Annotated in this window: 17 protein-coding genes; 13 read left to right on the top strand and 4 right to left on the bottom strand. The window is 63.8% G+C overall.

Annotation, left to right across the window (positions count from 1 at the left end):
* The first annotated feature begins 102 nt into the window (after positions 1-102).
* The 13 genes from KGM94_RS12560 (at position 103) to KGM94_RS12500 (ending at position 16,326) form a co-directional block, all read left to right on the top strand.
* Positions 103-2,232, top strand: coding sequence for a hydantoinase/oxoprolinase family protein (locus KGM94_RS12560; protein ID WP_300259202.1), 2,130 nt, complete (start codon positions 103-105; stop codon positions 2,230-2,232).
* Complete coding sequence (locus KGM94_RS12555) at positions 2,229-3,929, top strand: hydantoinase B/oxoprolinase family protein (protein ID WP_300259200.1); 1,701 nt, start codon at positions 2,229-2,231, stop codon at positions 3,927-3,929. Before KGM94_RS12560 ends, KGM94_RS12555 begins: the two co-directional genes overlap by 4 nt.
* Positions 3,926-4,792, top strand: a complete 867-nt coding sequence (locus tag KGM94_RS12550) for a xanthine dehydrogenase family protein subunit M (RefSeq protein WP_300259198.1) — start codon at positions 3,926-3,928, stop codon at positions 4,790-4,792. The genes KGM94_RS12555 and KGM94_RS12550 overlap by 4 nt, the downstream gene beginning before the upstream one ends.
* On the top strand, positions 4,776-5,246 hold the full coding sequence (locus KGM94_RS12545; RefSeq protein WP_300259195.1) for a (2Fe-2S)-binding protein: 471 nt from the start codon (positions 4,776-4,778) through the stop codon (positions 5,244-5,246). The genes KGM94_RS12550 and KGM94_RS12545 overlap by 17 nt, the downstream gene beginning before the upstream one ends.
* A 9-nt stretch (positions 5,247-5,255) precedes the next feature.
* On the top strand, positions 5,256-7,640 hold the full coding sequence (locus KGM94_RS12540; protein ID WP_300259193.1) for a xanthine dehydrogenase family protein molybdopterin-binding subunit: 2,385 nt from the start codon (positions 5,256-5,258) through the stop codon (positions 7,638-7,640).
* A complete protein-coding gene (locus KGM94_RS12535) occupies positions 7,637-8,827 on the top strand; it encodes a CaiB/BaiF CoA-transferase family protein (RefSeq protein ID WP_300259191.1) in 1,191 nt (396 codons plus the stop codon). The genes KGM94_RS12540 and KGM94_RS12535 overlap by 4 nt, the downstream gene beginning before the upstream one ends.
* A gap of 68 nt (positions 8,828-8,895) precedes the next feature.
* Positions 8,896-10,038, top strand: coding sequence for an ABC transporter substrate-binding protein (locus tag KGM94_RS12530; protein WP_300259189.1), 1,143 nt, complete (start codon positions 8,896-8,898; stop codon positions 10,036-10,038).
* 93 nt (positions 10,039-10,131) lie between these two features.
* Complete coding sequence (locus KGM94_RS12525; protein ID WP_300259187.1) at positions 10,132-11,175, top strand: branched-chain amino acid ABC transporter permease; 1,044 nt, start codon at positions 10,132-10,134, stop codon at positions 11,173-11,175.
* A gap of 17 nt (positions 11,176-11,192) precedes the next feature.
* Positions 11,193-12,929, top strand: coding sequence for a branched-chain amino acid ABC transporter ATP-binding protein/permease (locus KGM94_RS12520; RefSeq protein ID WP_300259185.1), 1,737 nt, complete (start codon positions 11,193-11,195; stop codon positions 12,927-12,929).
* Positions 12,926-13,714 carry an ABC transporter ATP-binding protein gene (locus tag KGM94_RS12515; RefSeq protein WP_300259182.1) on the top strand — a complete coding sequence of 263 codons (789 nt, stop codon included), beginning with the start codon at positions 12,926-12,928 and terminating at the stop codon, positions 13,712-13,714. Before KGM94_RS12520 ends, KGM94_RS12515 begins: the two co-directional genes overlap by 4 nt.
* Positions 13,715-13,717: 3 nt before the next feature.
* Positions 13,718-15,688, top strand: coding sequence for an FAD-dependent oxidoreductase (locus tag KGM94_RS12510; protein ID WP_300259180.1), 1,971 nt, complete (start codon positions 13,718-13,720; stop codon positions 15,686-15,688).
* Positions 15,685-16,098, top strand: a complete 414-nt coding sequence (locus tag KGM94_RS12505; RefSeq protein WP_300259178.1) for a hypothetical protein — start codon at positions 15,685-15,687, stop codon at positions 16,096-16,098. Before KGM94_RS12510 ends, KGM94_RS12505 begins: the two co-directional genes overlap by 4 nt.
* Before the next feature lie 30 nt (positions 16,099-16,128).
* Entirely contained in the window at positions 16,129-16,326 is a 198-nt protein-coding gene (locus KGM94_RS12500; RefSeq protein WP_300259176.1) for a hypothetical protein, read from the top strand.
* Positions 16,327-16,361: 35 nt separating this feature from the next.
* Here KGM94_RS12500 and KGM94_RS12495 read toward each other — a convergent pair whose 3' ends face one another.
* The 4 genes from KGM94_RS12495 to KGM94_RS12480 all read right to left on the bottom strand — a co-directional run.
* Positions 16,362-16,991 carry a TetR/AcrR family transcriptional regulator gene (locus KGM94_RS12495; protein WP_300259175.1) on the bottom strand — a complete coding sequence of 210 codons (630 nt, stop codon included), beginning with the start codon at positions 16,989-16,991 and terminating at the stop codon, positions 16,362-16,364.
* On the bottom strand, positions 16,991-17,884 hold the full coding sequence (locus KGM94_RS12490; protein ID WP_300259173.1) for a crotonase/enoyl-CoA hydratase family protein: 894 nt from the start codon (positions 17,882-17,884) through the stop codon (positions 16,991-16,993). Before KGM94_RS12490 ends, KGM94_RS12495 begins: the two co-directional genes overlap by 1 nt.
* Before the next feature lie 242 nt (positions 17,885-18,126).
* A complete protein-coding gene (locus KGM94_RS12485) occupies positions 18,127-19,908 on the bottom strand; it encodes an amidohydrolase family protein (protein WP_300259171.1) in 1,782 nt (593 codons plus the stop codon).
* 154 nt (positions 19,909-20,062) lie between these two features.
* A partial coding sequence (locus KGM94_RS12480; protein ID WP_300259169.1) for a hypothetical protein occupies positions 20,063-20,272 on the bottom strand: 210 nt, incomplete at its 5' end.

Genomic DNA, 20,272 nt, shown 5'->3' with positions numbered 1-20,272 from the left:
TGCCGCGGCGTTGCCGCGTAACGCGCTCGGCAAGGTGATCAAGGAAAGAGTGCGGGCCGAAGCGGCGCCGCCGCCCGAAAGGATACTGGAGGGTCAGAGGCCATGAGGCTCAAGGTCGGTATCGACGTCGGAGGCACGTTCACTGACTTCATTGTCGCGGGACACGGTCGTGAACCGTTGTTTCACAAGGTCTTGTCGACGCCGGAGGATCCATCCATCGCGGTTCTGACGGGTCTGCAGGAGATCGCGGGGATCATCGCGCCCGACACGGACGTCGCAGCCTTCGTCAAGCGCATCGACACGATCGTGCACGGCACGACGGTCACGACCAATGCGACGCTCACGCATACCGGCGCCAAATCGGCCCTCATCACCACCAGGGGCGTCCGTGACGCGCTGGAGATGCGGCGCGGCATTCGGGAACGGCAGTACGATAATCGCTACACCAACGTAAGTCCTCTCGTCGCGCGCTACCTGCGCGCCGGCGTCGGCGGCAGGCTCGATCGCGATGGGAACGAAGTCGAGCCGCTCTCTCTCGACGACATCCATGCGGCCATCGACTTGTTCCGGCAGGAGAACGTGGAGGCCGTCTCGATCTGCCTCATGAATTCGTTCGCCAATCCCGAGCACGAGCGGGCGGCGGCCGAGATCGTGCGCAAGGAGCTTCCGGGCGCCTATCTGAGCGTTTCGAGCGATCTGCTGCCGTCGATCCGGTTCTACGAGCGGGTGAGTACAACGGCGCTGAATTCGTATGTCGGGCCGAAGCTCAACCGTTATCTCGACCAGCTGGTCGACCGACTGAAAGTGGCCGGTTTCAATGGCGTGCTGCTGATCGTGCAATCGAACGGCGGTGTCATTTCGCCGCAGTTGGCGCGTGAAAGGGCGGCGCTCACGCTGCTATCGGGGCCTGCTGGCGGGCCTGCCGCGGGCCTGTTCTATGCAGGGGCGCTCGACAGTGATCGCTGCATCGTTACGGATATGGGGGGAACGAGCTTCGAAGCCTCCGCGGTCGTCGGTGCGCCTCTGACGGTCAATGACGGCGAGATCTCCCGGCACAAGATCGCGCTGCCGATGCTCGATATCCACACCATTGGCGCCGGCGGTGGATCGATTGGCTGGCTCGACGAGGGCGGGCTCCTGCGCATGGGGCCGCAGAGCGCAGGCGCGGCTCCGGGCCCGGCCTGCTATGGCAAAGGGGGCACCTTGCCGACGACGACGGATGCCAATCTCGTGCTCGGCTATCTCGATCCGGCCTACTTTGCCGGCGGAAAGATGCAGCTCGACGTAGCCGCAGCGCGCCGTGCAATCGAGGCCCATGTCGCACGGCCGATGGGACTGACGGTCGAGGAAGCGGCGGCCGGCATGTACCGCGTCGCCTGCAACAACATGGCTCAGGGCGTGCGCGAGGTAACGATCAAGCGCGGCTTCGATCCGCGGGAATTTCCATTCATCGCCGCCGGCGGCGCCGGACCGATTCACTCGTGTCTGATCTGCTCCGAACTCGCAATTCCGCTGCTGATCGTGCCATGGTCGTCGTCGGTGCTCTGTGCGTTTGGAATGCTCCTGTCCGATCTGAGGCACGATTTCGTGCGGACTTTCGTCTCGAGGATCGCCGATCTGGACTGGGCGTCGCTCGATGCGACCATCTCGCAGATGCGCGCGGAAGGCGACCGCCTGCTCGATGAAGAGCGGGTCGCGCAAGAGCGACGCAATTTCGTGGTGCGTTTCGACTGCCGCTACGTGAAGCAATATCACGAAGTATCCGTCGCGGTGCCCTGGGCCGCGATTGAACGCGAGTCGGTGGCCGAAATTGCAGGCGCCTTCCACGCCGAGCACCGTCGGCTGTATGGCTACTCGCTGGAGGCGGAAAAGACTCCCATCGAACTCATCAACGTTCGACTGCAGGCCATCGGAACGACGGAAAAGGCAGTCTATTCGGAAGATCCATACGCAGGTCTTGACGGAAGTCATGCGCTCAAAGGTGAGCGCGCGGTATACATACCCGAAGCGAACAAGTTCAAGAGGGTGCCGATCTACGATGGTCACCGGCTCAAGCATGGTGCACGGATTGCGGGGCCAGCACTGATCGAGTCCGTCACGACGGCGATCTTCGTCTCGGCGGACTACGACGGCGTCGTCGATCGCTACCGATCGTTCGTCGTCTATCTGAAGGGCCATGAGCATCTTGCGCGCTCGTGTTTGCAGGCAGAACCTGAAAAGGCCTTCGCATGAAGATCGATCCGATCCTGCTGTCAGTCTATGCGAGGACGTTCAAGTCGATCACCGACGAGATGTCTATCTCGATGCAGCAGACCACGCGCTCGCCGATCCTGTGCGAGGCCAAGGATTTCGTCACGGGTCTGTACGACGCCGAAGGGCAGATGCTGGAGCAGACCGAGAACCTGCCGATCCTTGCCTTCTCGTTGGCGCCGGTCTGCAAGCATATTCGCGACTATTATGGCGACGACATCCATCCCGGCGACGTCATCTTCCACAACGACGTGTTCTCGCTCGGCAATCAGAACAACGATGTCGCGGTCTACAAGCCGGTGTTCTTCCAGGACAAGCTGGTGGCCTGGACCGCGGTAAAGGGCCATCAGGCCGATATCGGCGGCAATGTCGCGGGCGGCTACAACCCCAACGCCGTCGAGGTGTGGCAGGAGGCGCTGCGCATCCCGCCGATCAAGATCTACGAAAAGGGCAAGCTTCGAAAGGACGTTTGGGACCTCATCTTCGCAAACATTCGTTTCGACATCGTGCAGCACGACATGAAGGCGGAGATCGGTGCCTGCACGGTTGGCGAGCGGCGACTGCTCTCGATGCTGGAGAAGTATGGCCTCGAGAGTTTTCTCGCGCACAAGCAGGCGCTGTTCGACGCCACGCGCAAGATGATGGAAGCCGAGATCGCCGCCATACCGAATGGCGTGTACCACGGCGAGGGCAATGTCTACTACGACGGACGCCATGAAGGCTCCAAATTCGTGATCCGCGTCACGATCACCGTCGAGGACAGGAAGATCAGGTTCGATTACTCGCGGACGGACCAGCAGACGAACGGCTTCGTCAACGGCACGTTCACTTCGAGCGCCTCGGCGACGGTGCTGACCTTGTTGCAGATGGTCAATCCGGACATTCCGCACAACGAGGGCATGGTCGCTCCCATCGAGATCGTGATCCCCGAAGGAACGATCCTGAATGCGAGCTATCCGAAGGCGACGACCTTCGGCAATCATCTCTGTCCGCCGAATGCCGAGGCGATCCAGCGCGCGCTGGCACCGGTCATCCCCGACAGGGTGACCGCCGGCTGGAACAACCTTCTCTGCTCGCTGACGACCGGTCTCGATCCGAAGAAGGGCGATCCCTACGTCGATATCGGCTTCATGGGACTGAAGGGCGGATCCGGCGGCATGCAGGGCACGGACGGTTACGACCACATCGGCATGATCGATGCGTCCGGAGGTGTGCTCGACCAGGATTACGAAATGTTCGAGCAGCAGACACCGCACCGCCTGCTCCGGCACGAATACTTGATGGACTCGGCTGGCGCAGGCCAATGGCGTGGTGGCCTCGGCGTCGAGACCGTTTTCGAGATCGGATCGGAGAACACGCAACTCGTAACCTTCGGCGATGGCGATTTCGAACCGGCTTTCGGCCTGTTCGGAGGAGGCAGCGGCACGCTCAACTTCATTCGGCTCGAATATCCGGACGGCCGTAAAGTCACGCCGCGTAACAAGGACCTCATCACAGGCGTGCCGGCGGGCACGATCTATCACCAGCAGGCCGGCGGCGGCGGCGGCTACGGCGATCCGAAGCTGCGTGATCGCGCTGTGCTGCGCCGGGAAATACGCGACGGGCTGATCTCATCATCTGCGGCGCGCAGCCTCTACGGATACGAGGTCGCGGCCGAGCAACGAGACGCAATGCCATGACCCGTGTCGAGCGATATCTGGTCCCGCGCACGATCGCTGAAGCGGCAGGGGGCTTGCGCGACGGGAACGTCACGATCTTCGCGGGTGGCACCGATCTGATGCCACAGTCGAAATCGGGCAAGGCAAAGTTCGGTACGTGCCTGATGAATATCAGGCGGATCGGCGAGTTGCGGGGGATCAAGCGCACGGCGAGCGGCTTTAGCATCGGCGCGCTGACGACGATCACGGACTTGCGCGACAGTCCCGAGATAAAGGTCGGCTTTCCCGCGCTTTGGCGGGCCAGCGATCATTTTGCCAGCGACCAGATACGCAACGCGGCGACCATCGGCGGCAATCTCGCCAATGCGTCTCCTGCAGGCGATACGCTGGTCCCGCTTCTGGTGTTCGACGCGCGCGTCGTTCTCGTGTCCAGGCCCAACGGCGCCCTGCAGACACGAACGATCCCCATGACCGAGTTTCTGGTCGGACCCGGGAAGACCAGCCGCAGGCCCGACGAACTGCTGACCGCAGTGGAAATGGATGCGCCTCCGCCTGGTTTCACCAGCCGGTTTTTCAAGTTCGGTACCCGACCGGCGCTCGACATATCGACGATTTCGATCGGCCTTGGCGCCGTCCGCGACGGCGAGAAGTTGCGAAACGTTCGCGTTGCCATCGGTGCCGCCGCGCCGACGCCGATCCGCGCGCCGCATGTGGAGGAGGCGCTCGAAGGGAAGGTCGTCGACGGGGCGACGATCGCGGCGGCGGTGAGCGCCGCCGATTGCGACATCCGTCCGATCAGCGACCTGCGCGCGTCGGAATGGTATCGCCACGAGCTGGTGCACAACATGCTTGAAAGGATGCTGTCCGATGTCGGCCACGGTTGATATCGCGTTCACGCTGAACGGCGTCGAAACATCCATTCGCGTTCCGGTGACGATGAGCGCGCTGGAGATGATGCGTGACGCGCTCGGCCTCACGGGGACGAAATACGGCTGCGGGGAGGGCGAATGCGGCGCTTGCACCATCCTGGTCGACGGCGCGACGGTCAATTCGTGTCTGCTGTTCGCCGTCGATTGCGACGGGCGTGATGTCGTTACGATCGAAGGGCTTGCGGCGAATCCGTTGGGCGAGAGGCTGCGCGCCAGTTTCGTCGAGCACGGGGCGGTACAGTGCGGCTTTTGCACTCCCGGCTTCGTCATGCAGTCGCACCATGTCCTTACGAAGAGCCCGCATGCAGACGCCGAGGAGGTTCGCCGAGGGGTCGAAGGTAATTTGTGCAGGTGCACCGGCTACAAGAAGATCGTCGAGGCGATTTCTGCAGCCGAGCGCGTCGGGTAGGAGGCCGGTATGAACGTGCGCGAGAAGGCGTCCGGCGACACGCTGATCGGCAAGCGTATCCCGAAAATGGATGCACCGCAGAAGGCGAGCGGGAAGACGCGCTATGTGCACGACATCAACCTGCCGGGCCAGCTGCACGCCAAGATATTGCGATCAGCGCATGCTCACGCCGGAATCCGTTCGATCGACGTCTCGCAGGCCCGTTCGCTTCGCGGCGTGCATGCGGTCATCACCGCACAGGATCTGCCGTTCCAGCGTCCCATCGGCGTGGCGAAGGACCATCTGCCGCTCAAGCGGGATCGGGTGCGCAGCTTGCGCGATGAGATTGCCGCAGTCGCTGCCGACACGGAGGAGATTGCCGAGGCCGCACTGAAGCTGATCAGGGTCGACTACGAGCCGCTTCCGGTGGTCGCGACCGCCGAAGATGCGCTGCGGCCGGGTGCGCCGGCGCTCCATGGCGAGGACCTCGTCTGCGTCAATCGCAACGGAACGACCGAGGTCGTGCACCGCGCTGCTCCCGGCAACGTCGCCATGACGTTCGACTACAGTCAGGGTGACATCGCCAGGGGCGAGACCGAATCCGATGCGATCGTCGAGGACGTCTTCTGGCTGCACTACGTCACGCACTGCTGCATGGGCGTGTCCGGCGTGATTGCCGAATTCGATTCCAATGGCAACCTCACGCTCTATTCGAACTCGCAGGTTCCCTTCCTGCACCGCCGCGAATTCGGCGAACTGCTCGGCATGGATCCGGGACGCATCCGGATCATCCAGCCGCCGATCGGTGGCGGGTTCGGCTCCAAGCTCGACATCTATCCGTTCGAACCGATCGCCATCTACCTCGCGCAGATCACGCAGCGACCGGTCAAACTGGTCTTCACCCGCGAGGAGGAGTTCCTGGCCTCGCCGACCCGCCAGCCGGTGTTGCTGAAGATGCGATCCGGCTGCACGAAGGACGGCATCCTGACGTTCCGCGACGTCGAGACGGTGCACGACAACGGCGCCTATACGTCGTGGGGGGCGACGACCCCGTTCGTCATGATGCAGACGATTTCATCGCTCTACCGCGTACCCAACTGCAACTATCAGACCCGCGCCATCTATTCGAACAATCCCTATGCCGGGTCGTTCCGCGGCTATGGCAACCTGCAGGCGACCTTCGCCGTCGAGGCGCACATGGATCGGCTCGCCGAATCGATCGGGATGGATCCGCTGGATTTTCGACTGAAGAATGCGCAAGACCCCGGCGAGGTGACGCCGCAGGGGATGAATTTCCGGACATGCGGCTTCAAGGATTGCCTCAGGATAGCCGCCGAACGCAGCGACTACCAGCGCAAGCATCGCGACAACGTCGCACGCTGGCGCGATCCTGACCCGATCAAGCGCGGCGTGGGGATGGCGTCGATGCTGCATGTCGGCGGCGGCGCCAAGATCTATCAGTCGGACGGCTGCGGCACGATTCTCAAGCTCGACGATTTCGCCCACGTGACGCTGATCACGGGCGCGTCCGAGATCGGGCAGGGATCGGAAACCGTGCTCGCCCAGCTCGTGTGCGAAGAACTCGGCCTGCCGCTGTCCTCCGTGACCGTCGTCAACAACGACACCGACGTCACGCCCTGGGATGTCGGCGTGCACGCCTCCCGGACGACCTTCATCGCCGGCAACTCCGCGATCGGGGCGGCACGCAAGGCCAAGGACAAGATATTGGCTGCGGCCGCCGTCAAGTTCGACGGCAAGGCGGACGAGTACGACCTCAAGGGCGGCATCGTCGTCGATCGCAGGACCGGAAACGGGCTCATCGAGATCGACAAGCTGATCCGCTCGCTGCACTTCTCGGAGAAGGCCGAACTGGTGATGACGACCTTCTACTACGAGCCGCCGAGCCAGCACCAGGACAAGAAGTTCAAGGGCGACGTCTCGGCGGCTTACGCCTGGGCGACGCAGGTCGTGGAAGTCGAGGTCGATACGCGGACGGGCATCGTGCGTCTCCTGAAAGTCAACGCCGCGCATGATGTCGGCCGGGTCATCAACCGCCTCGGCATCGAAGGTCAGATCGAGGGCGGCATCGTCATGGGGCAGGGCTATGCCCTGACCGAGGACCTGATCGTCGATCATGCCGTCGTCCGCAACCCGAACTTCCGCGACTACAAGCTCGTCACCGCGCCCGAGATCCCGGAGATGGACGTCAGCTTCATCGAGACGATGGACGGCGAGGGGCCGCAGGGTGCCAAGGGGGTCGGCGAGGCGCCGGCGATCTGCGTGGCGGCGGCGGTGGCCAATGCCATCTACAACGCCACCGGCGTGCGCATCACCGCGCTGCCGTTCACGCCCGAGCGGGTCTACCGCGCGTTGCGCGGGCAGGCGAAGCCTCCGGTCTGGGACGTCGGCTCATGAAGCGGCGGACCGTCCTCAGCATGGAGCAGGCGCTGTCGTTGCCGTCGGCAACCCTGCGCTTCGCGCAGTTGGGATGGCGGGTCATCCGCATCGAGGCGACGCCGACGCCGGGCGGGCTGCCCGGGGATCCCAACCGCTATATCGGCGCGCGCGTCGCCGATGACGATCGCCGCAGCTATTTCATCGCGCCCAATGTCGGCAAGGAGGCGATCGCCCTCAATCTCAAGGACGCGCGCGGTCAACTGGTGCTGCGCCGCCTGCTCCGGGAACTCGACGTCGACGTGTTCTGCTGCAACACGGTGCCCGCGCGCTATGCCTCGCTCGGGATCGACTACGCGACGCTGTCGGCGGCGAAGCCGGACCTGATATGGGCGGGCATTTCCGCGATGGGCCCGGACTATCCGGACGCTCCGGGCTACGACCCCGTCATTCAGGCGATGTCCGGCTACATGGAGGTCACCGGCGATTCCGACGGTCCGCCGATGCTGGCGGGCATTCCGGTGATCGACCTCAAGGCCGGCGACGAGGTGTACGCCAACGTCATGCTGGCCCTGCTCGAGCGGCATGAGACCGGCCGTGGCAGGGCGGTCCACGTCTCCATGCTGCAAGCCGCCGCCTCGTGGCTGATCACGCTGCTTCCTCTGATCGATTTCGACTGCAAGCCGGACGAGATCACGCGGGCCGGCAACGAGCATCGCAAGTTCATCCCGACCAATGTCTATCCGGCCAGGGATGGTTTCATCTTCATGGCCATCGGCAGCGACGTGCAGTGGAAGCGCCTCACGGCCTTACCCCGGTTCAGCGCGGCCGCCAACGCGGTGCGCGTCACCAACGAAGGGCGACATCGCGAGCGAAAGCAGATTCATCTCGACCTGGCCGCGGTCACCGCCCGTGCCACGGTCGACGAACTCCTCGCTGATCTGCGCGGCGCGACCATTCCGGTGACGCGCATCCTCGATATCCGCCAGGTGCGCGAACTGCCGCAGCTCCGCGACAAGCTGACCTGCACCAGGATGCCCGATGGTCGGACCATCCACATGCAACCTCTTGCCGTCGATCGCCTCGGCGCCGATCAGGTGATGCCGTTTCCGCCGCGCTACGGCGCCGATACCCGCCGGGTGCTTGCGGAAGCCGGTTATCCGGCTGCCGAGGTCGATGCGTTGATCGGGGAGGGCGTTGCGGCATGAAGACGGCCTCGCCTGTCGACGCGGCGGCCGCACGAGAAAGTTCAGTGGTAGACAGGAGGAAGAGCATCATGAGGGCAAGTTGGGTGACCGCCCTGGGGTTGGCGGGGCTGCTCTGCGCCGGCGGCGCGTCGGGCCAGGAGATCACGATCGGCGTCACGATGGGGACCACCGGTCCCGGTGCGTCGCTCGGCATCAACTACAAGAACGCTTTTCAACTCATGCCGAACGCCATCGACGGCGTTCCCATCAAGTATGTCATCCTCGAGGATGGCTCCGATCCGACCGCTGCCGCGAAGAACGCGCGCCAGCTCGTGGCCGAGAATCACGTCGACGCCCTGATGGGGGCGGTGTCCGTGCCTTCGACCACCCAGATAGCGTTGATTGCCGAAGAAACCAAGACGCCCCTCATCGCGCTGGCACCGGTCGCGTTGCCGCCGGAGAAGCTCGGCTGGGTGTTCATCGTCCCGCAGCCGGTGCCCCTGATGATGGGCGCGGTCGTCGACGATCTGAAATCCAAGTCGATCAAGACGGTCGGCTACATCGGTTTCTCGGACTCCTGGGGCGATCTCGTGCTGAAAGCCCTGAAGCAGAGCGCGGATCCCGCCGGGATCAAGATCGTCGACGAGGAACGCTATGCGCGCGCCGACACCGCGGTCACCGGCCAGATCGTCAAGATACTGATCGCCAAGCCCGATGCGGTCGTGGTCGGCGGTTCGGGCACCGGCGGAGCGCTGCCGCAGATCGCGCTGCGCGATCGGGGATACAAGGGCCCGGTGTATCACAACCACGGCACGATCAACCGCGAGTTCATCAAGGTCGGCGGTGCGGCGGTCGACGGCGCAATCGCGCCGACCGGTCCGCTGATGGTCGCCGAGGAGTTGCCGGACAGCCATCCCGTCAAGAAGGTCGCGGTCGATTTCGACCAGGCCTACGAGAAGATCTTCGGTGCCGGCAGCCGCAACGCGTTCGCCGGCTACAGCTATGACGGCTTTCTGTTGCTCAAGGCCGCCATTCCCGCGGCGCTGAAAGCCGGCAAGCCGGGTACTCCGGAATTCCGCCAGGCGCTGCGTGACGCCCTGGAGTCCGGTCAGGCGGTCGTTGGCGTCCACGGCGTGTACACCCAGACGAAGTCGGACCACATAGGTCTCGACGGTCGCGCCGTCGTTCTCGCCGTGGTCGACGGCGGCGCCTGGCGCTTGCTGAAGAAGTAGCAGAGGTAACCGCGGGGCATCCCGCTTTCTCCGAGGCGGTCAATCCGGTCATCCGCCTCGGCAGTTGCTTCCTCGAGTCGCCTGAGAATTGCGATGAATCTCGATATCGCATTGTGGCTGTCGCAGGATGCGATCACCAACGGCGCAGTCTATGCGCTGTTGGCGATCGCGCTGGTTCTCGTCTACACGGTGACGCGGATCATCTTCGTGCCGCAGGGCGAGTTCATCTCCTTCGCAGCGCTCTCGCTGGCGTCGCTGCAGGCGGGGCAGGTGCCCGGCACCGTGTATCTCCTGATCGCCGGGGGCATCCTGGTCGTGGCGGCCGATAGCGTTGGATTGCCCCGGGCGGTGGCCCTGCAGCGTTTGCCCGGACGCCTGATCCGCCAGATGGCGCTCCCGCTTGCGGCAGGCGGCATTGCCTGGTGGTCGGCATCGCGGCCGGACGATCTGTGGCTCCAGATCGTGGCCACCCTGGCGATCGTCACGCCCCTCGGCCCAATGGTTTACCGGCTCGCGTTTCAGCCGATAGCCCACGCCTCGGTGCTCGTCCTGCTGATCGTCGCGGTCGCCGTGCACTATGTGCTCACCGGAATGGGTCTGGTGTTCTTCGGGGGCGAAGGCCTCCGCAGCAATCCCTATTCGTCGCTCTCCTTCAATGTCGGCGTTCTCAACGTCACGGCGCAGAGCCTCTTGATCGTTTTCGCCAGCGTCACGTTGATGGCCGCGCTGTGGTTCGTCTTCGAGAGGACGCTTTACGGCAAGGCGTTGAACGCCACCGCGATCAACCGGACGGGGGCGCAGTTGATCGGGGTCTCGCCGAGTTTTTCCGGGCAACTGAGCTTTGCGCTCGCAGCCTTCATCGCCGCCATCTCGGGCTTGCTGATCGCGCCAACCACGACGGTCTATTACGACACCGGCTTTCTGATCAGCCTGAAGGGTTTCGTCGGGGCGACCGTTGGCGGCATGGCGAGCTATCCGCTGGCGGTGGTGGGATCGCTGCTGGTCGGATTCCTCGAAGCGGGGTCGTCGTTCTGGTGGAGCGCCTTCAAGGATTCGCTCGTGTTCACCCTGATCGTCCCGGTCTTGCTGTGGCGCTCGCTTGCCACGCCGCACAGCGAAGGGGATGAGAGACAGTGAAGGCGCGGCTGCCGCCGATGATCGCGATCGCCGCCATCGCCGCGGCGCCGCTGCTGTTGTCGGACTACTACATCATCTTGATGAACTATATCGGGCTGGCGAGCCTCGTCGCCCTTGGCCTGGTGCTGCTCACCGGCGTCGCGGGCCTCACGTCGTTCGGCCAGGCCGCCTTTGTCGGGTTGGGCGCCTACGCGACGGCGGTCGTGACCACCAGGTACGGTTGGTCGCCGTGGCTGGGATTGGCCGTCGGCATGACGCTCACCGCGACGGCGGCGCTGTTCCTTGGCTTCATCACGCTGCGGCTGTCCGATCAATATCTCCCGCTCGGCACGATCGCATGGGGCATCAGCATCTATTTTGCCTTCGGCAACCTGGTGTTCCTGGGCGAGCATTCGGGCATACCCGGAATTCCGCCGCTCTCGCTCTTTGGCTGGACCATCGATACGGGTTGGCGGCTGTATCTCGTGATCTGGCTGGTCGTGCTGCTGGCGCTGCTCGCGGCGAGGAATTTGCTGGACTCGCGCATCGGCCGGGCAATCCGGACGTTGAACGGCCACGCCAGGATGGCCGAGAGCTTCGGCGTCGACACCGGCCGGCTGAAGATAATCGTCTTCGTCTATTCGGCCTTGCTGGCCAGTCTGGCCGGCTGGCTGTACGCGCACTTCCTGCGCTACGTCAGCCCGTCGCCGTTCGGCATCAACGCCGGGATCGACTACCTCTTCATGGCGGTGATCGGCGGCTCCGGGCATATCTGGGGTGCGGTGGCAGGCGCCTCCATCCTGACGCTGATGAGGGAATGGCTCAAGGACATCCTGCCCCACCTGCTTGGGCGCAATGGCAACTACGAGATCATCGTTTTCGGCCTGCTGGTCGTGCTGCTGCTGCATCGCACGAGCAGCGGACTGATGCCTTTTCTCGTCCGGATGCTTCCCGGTGGACGGCTGCTCAGGCCCGTAGCGGCAGCACCCTTGCCGCAACGGCCTCGATTGGCGAGGGGCGAGACGCTGCTGGCGATCGATCGGGTCTCCAAGAGCTTCGGAGCCATCGGTGCGGTGCGCGAACTGTCATTTGAGCTGAAGGCCGGGGGCATTGTCGGACTGATCGGGCCGAACGGCGCAGGCAAGAGCACGGTATTCAATCTGGCCACTGGGCTGCTGCCGGTGACTGCGGGGTCGATCATGTTCCGAGGTCAGCGTATCGAGCGCCTCGGCAGCCGCGAGATTGCCGAGCTCGGCATTGCCCGCACCTTCCAGCATCCGAACCTCCTTGCCGACCGCAGCGCGCTCGAGAACGCCGCCATCGGCGCGCATCTCCGCGGCGAGGCCGGCCTGATTGCGGCCAGCCTGCGGCTGGAGCGTGCCGAAGAAGCGCGCTTGCGCGACGAGGCGGCACGGCAGCTCGAGCGCGTCGGCCTGGGCGCGAATTTGCATGATGCCGCCGGCAGTCTTCCGCTCGGATCGCAACGCATCCTGGAAATCGCGCGCGCCTTGTGCGCCGATCCGCTGCTCCTGCTGCTCGACGAACCCGCCGCCGGGCTGCGCCACCTGGAGAAGCAGGCGCTGGCAGCATTGCTTCGCGACTTGCGCGACGATGGCGTCAGCATTCTCCTCGTCGAGCACGACATGAACTTCCTGATGGGGCTCGCCGACCGCGTGCTGGTCATGGAATTCGGCCGCTTGATCGCCGATGGCCCGCCGCATGCGGTTCAGAGCGATCCGGCCGTGCTGGAAGCCTATCTCGGAGTTGCAGCGTGAGCCGCCGGGAGGCACCGGCGCTGCTCGTCGCGCGCGACGTGACCGTTGCCTACGGCAAGGTTGCGGCGGTCTGCGGCGTATCATTCGACATTCGCCTCGGCGAAGTGGTGAGCATCGTCGGCCCCAACGGCGCCGGTAAGACCACGTTGCTCGCCGGATTGATGGGGCTGCTTCCGCTGCGCGGGGAGGTGGAGCGGTTCGGCAAGGGCGCCGTGCCGCCGCCGACCGTCGAGCAGCTCGTGCGCGCGGGCATGGGGCTGATCCCGGAGCGGCGCGAGCTGTTCGCCACGCTTTCGGTGGAGGACAATCTGCGCCTTGGCGGATTTGACCGCTGGCGTCAGGGCGAGCGCGACGGCGCAACGGATCTGGCCAACATCTATGCGCTCTTTCCGCAACTTCGGGAGCGCCGGCACCAGCAGGCCGCCACGCTGTCCGGCGGCGAGCGCCAGATGCTGGCGATGGGCCGCGCCTTGATGGCCAGACCGAAGCTGCTGCTGTTGGATGAGCCGAGCCTCGGTCTCGCGCCGCTGGTGACCCGCGAGATATTCCGGATCATCGATCGATTGCGGACCGAGGGCGTATCCATCCTGCTGGTCGAGCAGAACGCCAGCGCCGCCCTGCAGCTGGCCGACTACGCCTACGTCATGGAATCCGGCTCGTTCGTCCTCGAGGGACCGGCCGCCGAACTGGCTCGCAACGAGCGCGTGATCGAGGCCTACCTGGGTCTTGCCCCGGTCGAAGGGCCACGGAAACTTCAACGAGAAACCGCCAAGCAACAGGTGTAGACGATGACGAAGCCAGGCGAAGCCAAACTTTCATATCTGTTCCAGAAAGCCAGATGGGGGCGCTTCGAACTGAAGAACCGCGTCAAGTACGGGGCTTGCTGCGTCTCCAACTACAACACCCGTGACGGTCATATCACGCCGCGCGAACTCGCCCGTACGAAGGTCATCGCCGAGACCGGCTGCGGGATGATCACCAATCAGGGCGCCTATCCCGATCCGCGCGGAGAGGGTAAGGCCTATTTCCGCCAGGTCGCGATCTTCGACGACAAGTTTCTGCCGCAGTTCGAGACGATCGCGCGCACCATTCATGACAATGGCGGAGTTGCGATCCAGCAGATCCTGCATGCGGGGCGCTACGGAGGCATCGATCTCGGCTATTGCGTGCAGCCGTCCATCGTGCCGCAGACGTTGCCGCATTTCCGGTCGCCTCGCGAAATCACGCGCGACCAGATCCGGCAGACCATCAGGGAGCACGCCGAGGCGGCGGCGCGCGCCGTCAGGGCGGGATTCGACGGCACTGAAGTGACGAGCTTCATGGGCTACTTGCTCGCCAATTTCAATTCACGCTTCACCAACCAGCGGACGGACGAGTATGGCGGCTCGATCGAGAACCGCGGCCGCTTCATGCGCGAGCTGATCGATGCGATCAAGCAGGCGACACCGGACAATCCGTTGATCCTGCGCCTGAACGGCGCCGAGCTGATGGACCGCTGGGGCGGCAATTCCGAAGACGAATGTTTCGAGCTGATGCGCCAGGCGGCCGGCTGCGGCGTCGACATGATCAGCGTCACGGTAGGCTGGCAGGAAGCGCCCGACTCCTCGATCGGCCGCGATATTCCGCCCGGTCACTGGAACCGGCTCGCCGCGCGCGCCAAGAAGCTGTTGCCGGAGGTGCCGATCGCCTTCGGCGTCCGCTTGCCCGATCCGGTGATGGCGAACGAATGCATTGGGAACGGCGAGTTCGATTTTTGGGAGGTCTGCCGGCCATTGCTGGCCGACCCGCAAATGCTGCGCAAGGCGGCCGAGGACCGGCTGGACGAAGTGAGACGTTGCGTCGGTTCGCTGAATTGCCTGTCGCGGCTGTTTCGCGACCTGCCGTATACCTGCACGATGAATCCCGCGCTCGGTCACGAGATCGAGCCGGAATATGCGATCACGCCGGCTGCGGTAAGGAAGAGGATCATGGTGATCGGCGCCGGTCCCGCCGGCATGGAGTTCGCCGTGACGGCGGCGCAGCGCGGACATGACGTCACCGTGTTCGAGAAGTCGGAGCGGATCGGCGGCATGCTGACCGGTTATGCGGCCAACGATCTGGCCAATCGCGCCGATCTGCAGTCGGTCATTTCCTACTATGAGGCGATGGCCCGCAAGCTCAACATCGGGCTTCGGCTGGGCACGACCGTGGACCCGCGCCTGATGCGCGAAATGCTGCATGATTTCGACGTGGCCGTCGTTGCGACGGGGACGGTGCTGCACCGTGCGGCGCTGCCACCCACGGAAGACGGCCGCAAGATTCTCGACGGGCTGGATGTGGCCCTTGGCAGGGAAGCGGTGAACGGCACCGTCGCCGTCCTCGGGGGCGGCAAGGTTGGCCTGACGATCGCCGAATCGCTCGCGAGCCGGGGCCACCCGGTAACCATCATCGAGGGCCAGAAGAGGCTTGCAGGCGACGTGATGCCGTCATTCAAGTGGCGTCACAGCGCCTGGGTCGAAGAGCTCAAGATCGCCTCCGTCACCGGCGCCCGCATGTCGAAGGTGACGGCCGAGGGGGTTCATGTCGTCGACGGCAAGGGCGAGAAGCGGATCATCGGTGCCGACACCGTGATTGCGGCTTCGCCCCGTATTTCGAATCACGGGCTGGTGAACGAGTTTGAATGGATGGTCGACGAACTGCATGTCTGTGGCGACGCGGTCTTGCCGCGCGGGCTCGGACCTTCCATTCATGACGCCTATCGTTTGGGATGCCGGATATGAGCGGCTTGCCCGAACCGGCCGCCTGGCAGGTGATGCTCGACCGGTATGGGGCCTTCTTCGGCAATCTGCGCAGCGGTTCACGGATCGGCGTTGCCCGGCGTTCCGATCTCGGCCGCGGCGAAGCCAGCATCGTGGTGTGGGAGGCGCGTCGCGGCCGGCTCCATGCGGAGCGCAGGCCGTTTCGCGGCTACGCGGACACCTCGCTCGACGTCATGCTCGTCGGCGACGATGGGGCGGTGGCCGAGGTCGAGCGACATCTCGCCGATACCGGCTTGCCGGCGTTGAAGGAGCAGGTTCGACAGGGCGGTTTCGTCTGCTTTCTGCTGCGGACACAATGCGATCTCGTGGAGGCGGGCTATGAAGATGTGCTGCAGTCGATGGGGGTGATTTTCATGGGGGCTTGTCGCTAATGGCGGCCGGGGCCGGAGAGGGCAGAATCAATGATCATCCGCAATCCGCACGGTGCGCCCGATCTGGCATGCGACGAATGCGGCTGCCGCTGGTACGATCGCCAGACCAATGCATGCTACGAATGCGGAACGCCGGTGCCGCGCGCCGAACTTGACGACTATTTGCGTGTCTTGCGCGATTTTCATGCGGCAAGGGGTATCGTCGTCAACTCGCCAGCCGAACGATAGGTCCTTGCAAGACGTCGTCGAGCGCTATGCGCGGGTCACGTTCGAACTGGAGTGTCTTCGAGCAACCGAAGGACGCTTGAGCCAATGATATCCAGCCAGGAAGCGCGCTGCTGCAGAGTTGCAAGCTTGAGGCTTTCCGCGAAAGTCGGGCGCACGGTGTGCGCATAACTGATCGAACCAAGCAGGATGCATAGGATCGCAACGGGCGGGATGTCCCGCTTGATCGACGCCGCGTCGGCCGCCCGCGAGACGACCTCGATGGCCGTCTCGAGATAGCCGCGCAACGGGAAACGGCGCGCAGAGCGGACACGCTCCGCGTTGTCGAGCAGTTCTCGTTGTATGAGAGTGAAAGCCATGGGTCGATCCGCAATCCAGACGATCTGGGCTCGCACGAATCCATGCAAACGCTCGAGCGGATCAACCTTGTCTCTCAAATGATCGGTAAGGACGGCCGTCAGCTCTGTGGCGATCCTCTCGAGGACCGCGCGGTAGAGAGCCTCCTTGCTCGAAAAGTGATGCAACAGAGTCGGATTTCCGATCCCCACCCCGCGCGCAATCGCCGAAAGGGACGCCCCTGCGAATCCTGCTGCGGCGAAATGGCTTTCGGCCTCGTCCAGGACGGCGTCCCTTTTCGAACTGGACGCCGTACGTTTCTTCGTGGCCATCAGATGGTCACGACGTGCTCGGGGTTCGGTTTCCGGTCGCCCGGCGCCTGACTGTAGTCCGCGAACGGTCCGTCCCGTTCGGCAGTCGCCGCGCGGACCCCTTCCTTCTCGGCCTTCTCGATGAAGCGCAGGGCGTCGGGCGTGTTGCGCATCAGGCCGTCGAGAATGGTCCCGAGCGTTTGCGTGGAGTGCAATCCCATGTTCTCATACGCCTGGTTCACGATCAGCTTCATTGCCGACAGCTGAGACAGTGGAATTGACGCGAGCTGTTCCGCTGCCTCTCGCACCGTCTGCTCGAGTTCCGGGAAGGGTACGGACGCGTTGATCAATCCGATTTCCGCGGCACGCTTGCCGGAAAGCGGCTTGCCGAAAAGCGCGAATTCCTTGGCTTTCGTCAGTCCAAGCCGATAGAGCCACATCCCGGACAGGTAACAGCCCCACATGCGGCTGTAGGGCGTCCCGATCTGTGCGTCGTCGGAAGCGATGACGATGTCTGCGCACAAGGCGGTGTCGCTGCCGCCGCCGACGCACCAGCCGTGGACCTGCGCAATCACCGGCTTGGGTGAACGCCACATGCTCATGAATTTCTGGGTCGGTGCGACCGCGGGGGCCGTGGCGAAGACAAAATCCTTGCCCGGGTCCCATTTGCCGTCGGTCTCGAGGTTGTCGCCCCAGTGCTGGAAGCCGTCTCCAAAGTCGTATCCGGCGCAGAAGGCGCGGCCTGCCCCGCGCAGGATGACGACTTTCACTTTCGGATCGCGCGCTGCCAGATTCATCGCGGCTTCGAATTCGTCCGGCATCGGGGGAATGATCGTGTTCAACTGCTCCGGACGATTGAGCGTGATCGTCGCGATTGCCGCATCGACATTGTAGACCAGGGTCTCGAACTTCATGGGTTTCCCTCCAATCACCGATGAGAGGGTATTCGACTGACTAGTCGGTCGTCAATCGGCTTTCTCGTGCGCGTTTGTTCACGGGGTTTCCGTGGGATTCCTGGTGGGCAGCGACAAATCCAGATCCGGCCAAAATCCGCTTGCCGCGCCTCCGATTTAGTTTACTCGCCGTCGCGGATGTCCTCCGCGACGGCCTTCGGAACGATCTGTTGTCCAGGGTATCCGCCTTGAGCCGCAGGACTTTACCGGGGCGGCTTGATTTCGGAGGCGGGAAACACCTGGCCTCCGATCACGGTGCCCCACACTTTGATGTCTTTGATTGCTGCCGGACGCGCATCATGTGGATCGCGTTCGAGGACGGTAAAATCCGCGAGTTTGCCGGGTTCGGTGCTGCCGACCTTGTCGTCGACGCCCAGCACGAATGCAGCGTCGATCGTAATCATCCGCAGCGCCTGATCCAGCGTGACGGTCTGTCCCGCGCCGAGCGTCTTCGTTCCAGACTGGCCCGTTCGCGTCATGGCGAGGGTCACACCAAAGAGCGGCCGCGGTGGTCCGATCGGGTAGTCGGAGTGGAATGTCGTCGGCACTCCCTCGCGGACCAACGTTCCCAGCGGCGACAAATCCTGTGCGCGGTCGGTTCCGAGCACCTTCGGGTACGTTTCGCCACGTAGCCACACGTAGTAGACATTGACGTTCGCAACAGCACCCAATGCCCTGAGCGCGCGTATCTGATCGTAGCGCGCCATGCCGAAATGCTCGAACGAGAAACGATGGTCAAAACGCGGCGCCGTGGATTGCAGGCTGCGAAGAGCCTCGATCGTGGCATCCTGCGCTTCGACGCCGATGGAATGCACGAAGATCTGCTGCCCGTCGCGCCACCAGGGCTCGATGAGTCCCTTGAGTTTTTCCGGGGGTGTCACCCACAGGCCAGACGTTCCGTCGATGTAGCCGGGCGCCCCAGGCTTGAAGGTCAGACCGTTGAAGCTGTCATCCGTGAAGAACTTTATTCCACGGTAGATCAGCCGATCGGTGCTCTTGGCCTGCAGCTCGTGGACCGCGGCGATCGCCTTGTCCGCCGATCCGTACTTGGCCAGGAAAGAGTGCATGGCCGGGATCGCGACGAGGCGCTGCGGCGTGTTCGGGTTGTTGAACACCGCATTCAACAGCGCCGGTTCGCTGTCGACGGAGAAGATGCCCACCGAGTGGTCGGTCGTCAGCGTGATGCCGTTCGAGCGATTGAGGTCGATCAGCCAGCGCATCAGCCTCGTTGCCTCGGCCGGCCTGAGCTTATCGGCGAGCATGGGGACGATGACGTAGCTTGCGGCCGGCACGCCCAGGAATTGTCCGTTGAGCTCACCCTTGTCGTCGCGTCCCACGCCCGGGATCTTGATGTCGTTGGGGATGTTGCGTTGCTTGATGACGACACTGTTGACATAGCCATGGTGTTGCGAGGCGTCCCAAACCAGCACTTGCCGCGTCGTGGAAATCTTGTCGAGGTCCTGCCGCGTCAGGTGTCGACCCATTGCAGGCACGTCCCAGCCCCAGATCAGCAAGGGCGTGGAGGGATCCTTCAAGGCGGCCTCATATCGGCGCATGCGATCGAATGCTTCCGCCTCGTTGGCGACGCCCTTGATGTCGGGGCCGTAGGCCTGGGGCGTGTTGAGCGCAGCGATCGCCGGCAGATTGGATGTAATGGCCCCGAGCAAGGGGTGCTGGTGCGCATCGATGAATCCCGGAAAGACGATCTTCCCTTCCAGCCGTCGATCGACGGTAGTTTCAACGGCGTTCGTCCAGGGCTTGAGTTCGTCGATTGAGTCACCCAGGGAAACGATCCGCCCGTCGCAAACGGCAACCGCCTTCGCCTCGGGGCGGCCGGGGTTCATCGTGTAGAATTTTTTCGCGACAAAGACGGTCTGCTTGGCGCATCGAGGGCGGGCGGAGATGTCCTCATGTGCGGACGCATCGCCATAGAACGCGAACAGGATCGCGGCAGTCGCAGCGGTAAGCATTCCTTTGTGGCTCATGGCCGTCTCCGGGTTGGCTGGCGCGGCCCCCCTGCGAGCTTTCCGCTCTGCCGGGCCTGCCGCGTGGTGCCCGCTGGCGGGAGCGCCAGCGCGTCCATTTCTGTCGAGGTCCCGGCATCGAAGCACAGGCACCTGTCCCGATTTGTCGCAAATGCTACAATCTGGTAGCATTTTTCGCCCGCCCCGGTTTCGGGAATCGGCGGGCAATCTGCGAGGAAGCGTGAGCCACCCGACGGCCGAGAAGGTCTTGAAATCGACGGGTTGGCTTGCGCGCCAGCCGCCTGATTTTCAGACCCGATTTCTCCGGCATGGTGAAATCGTGGAATTCGGACCCGATGAGTTCATATGGCACGTCGGCGACCAG

Source organism: Bradyrhizobium sp. (genome assembly GCF_028868675.1).
Taxonomy (GTDB): domain Bacteria; phylum Pseudomonadota; class Alphaproteobacteria; order Rhizobiales; family Xanthobacteraceae; genus Bradyrhizobium.
This window is presented reverse-complemented; position numbering and strand designations above follow the sequence as displayed.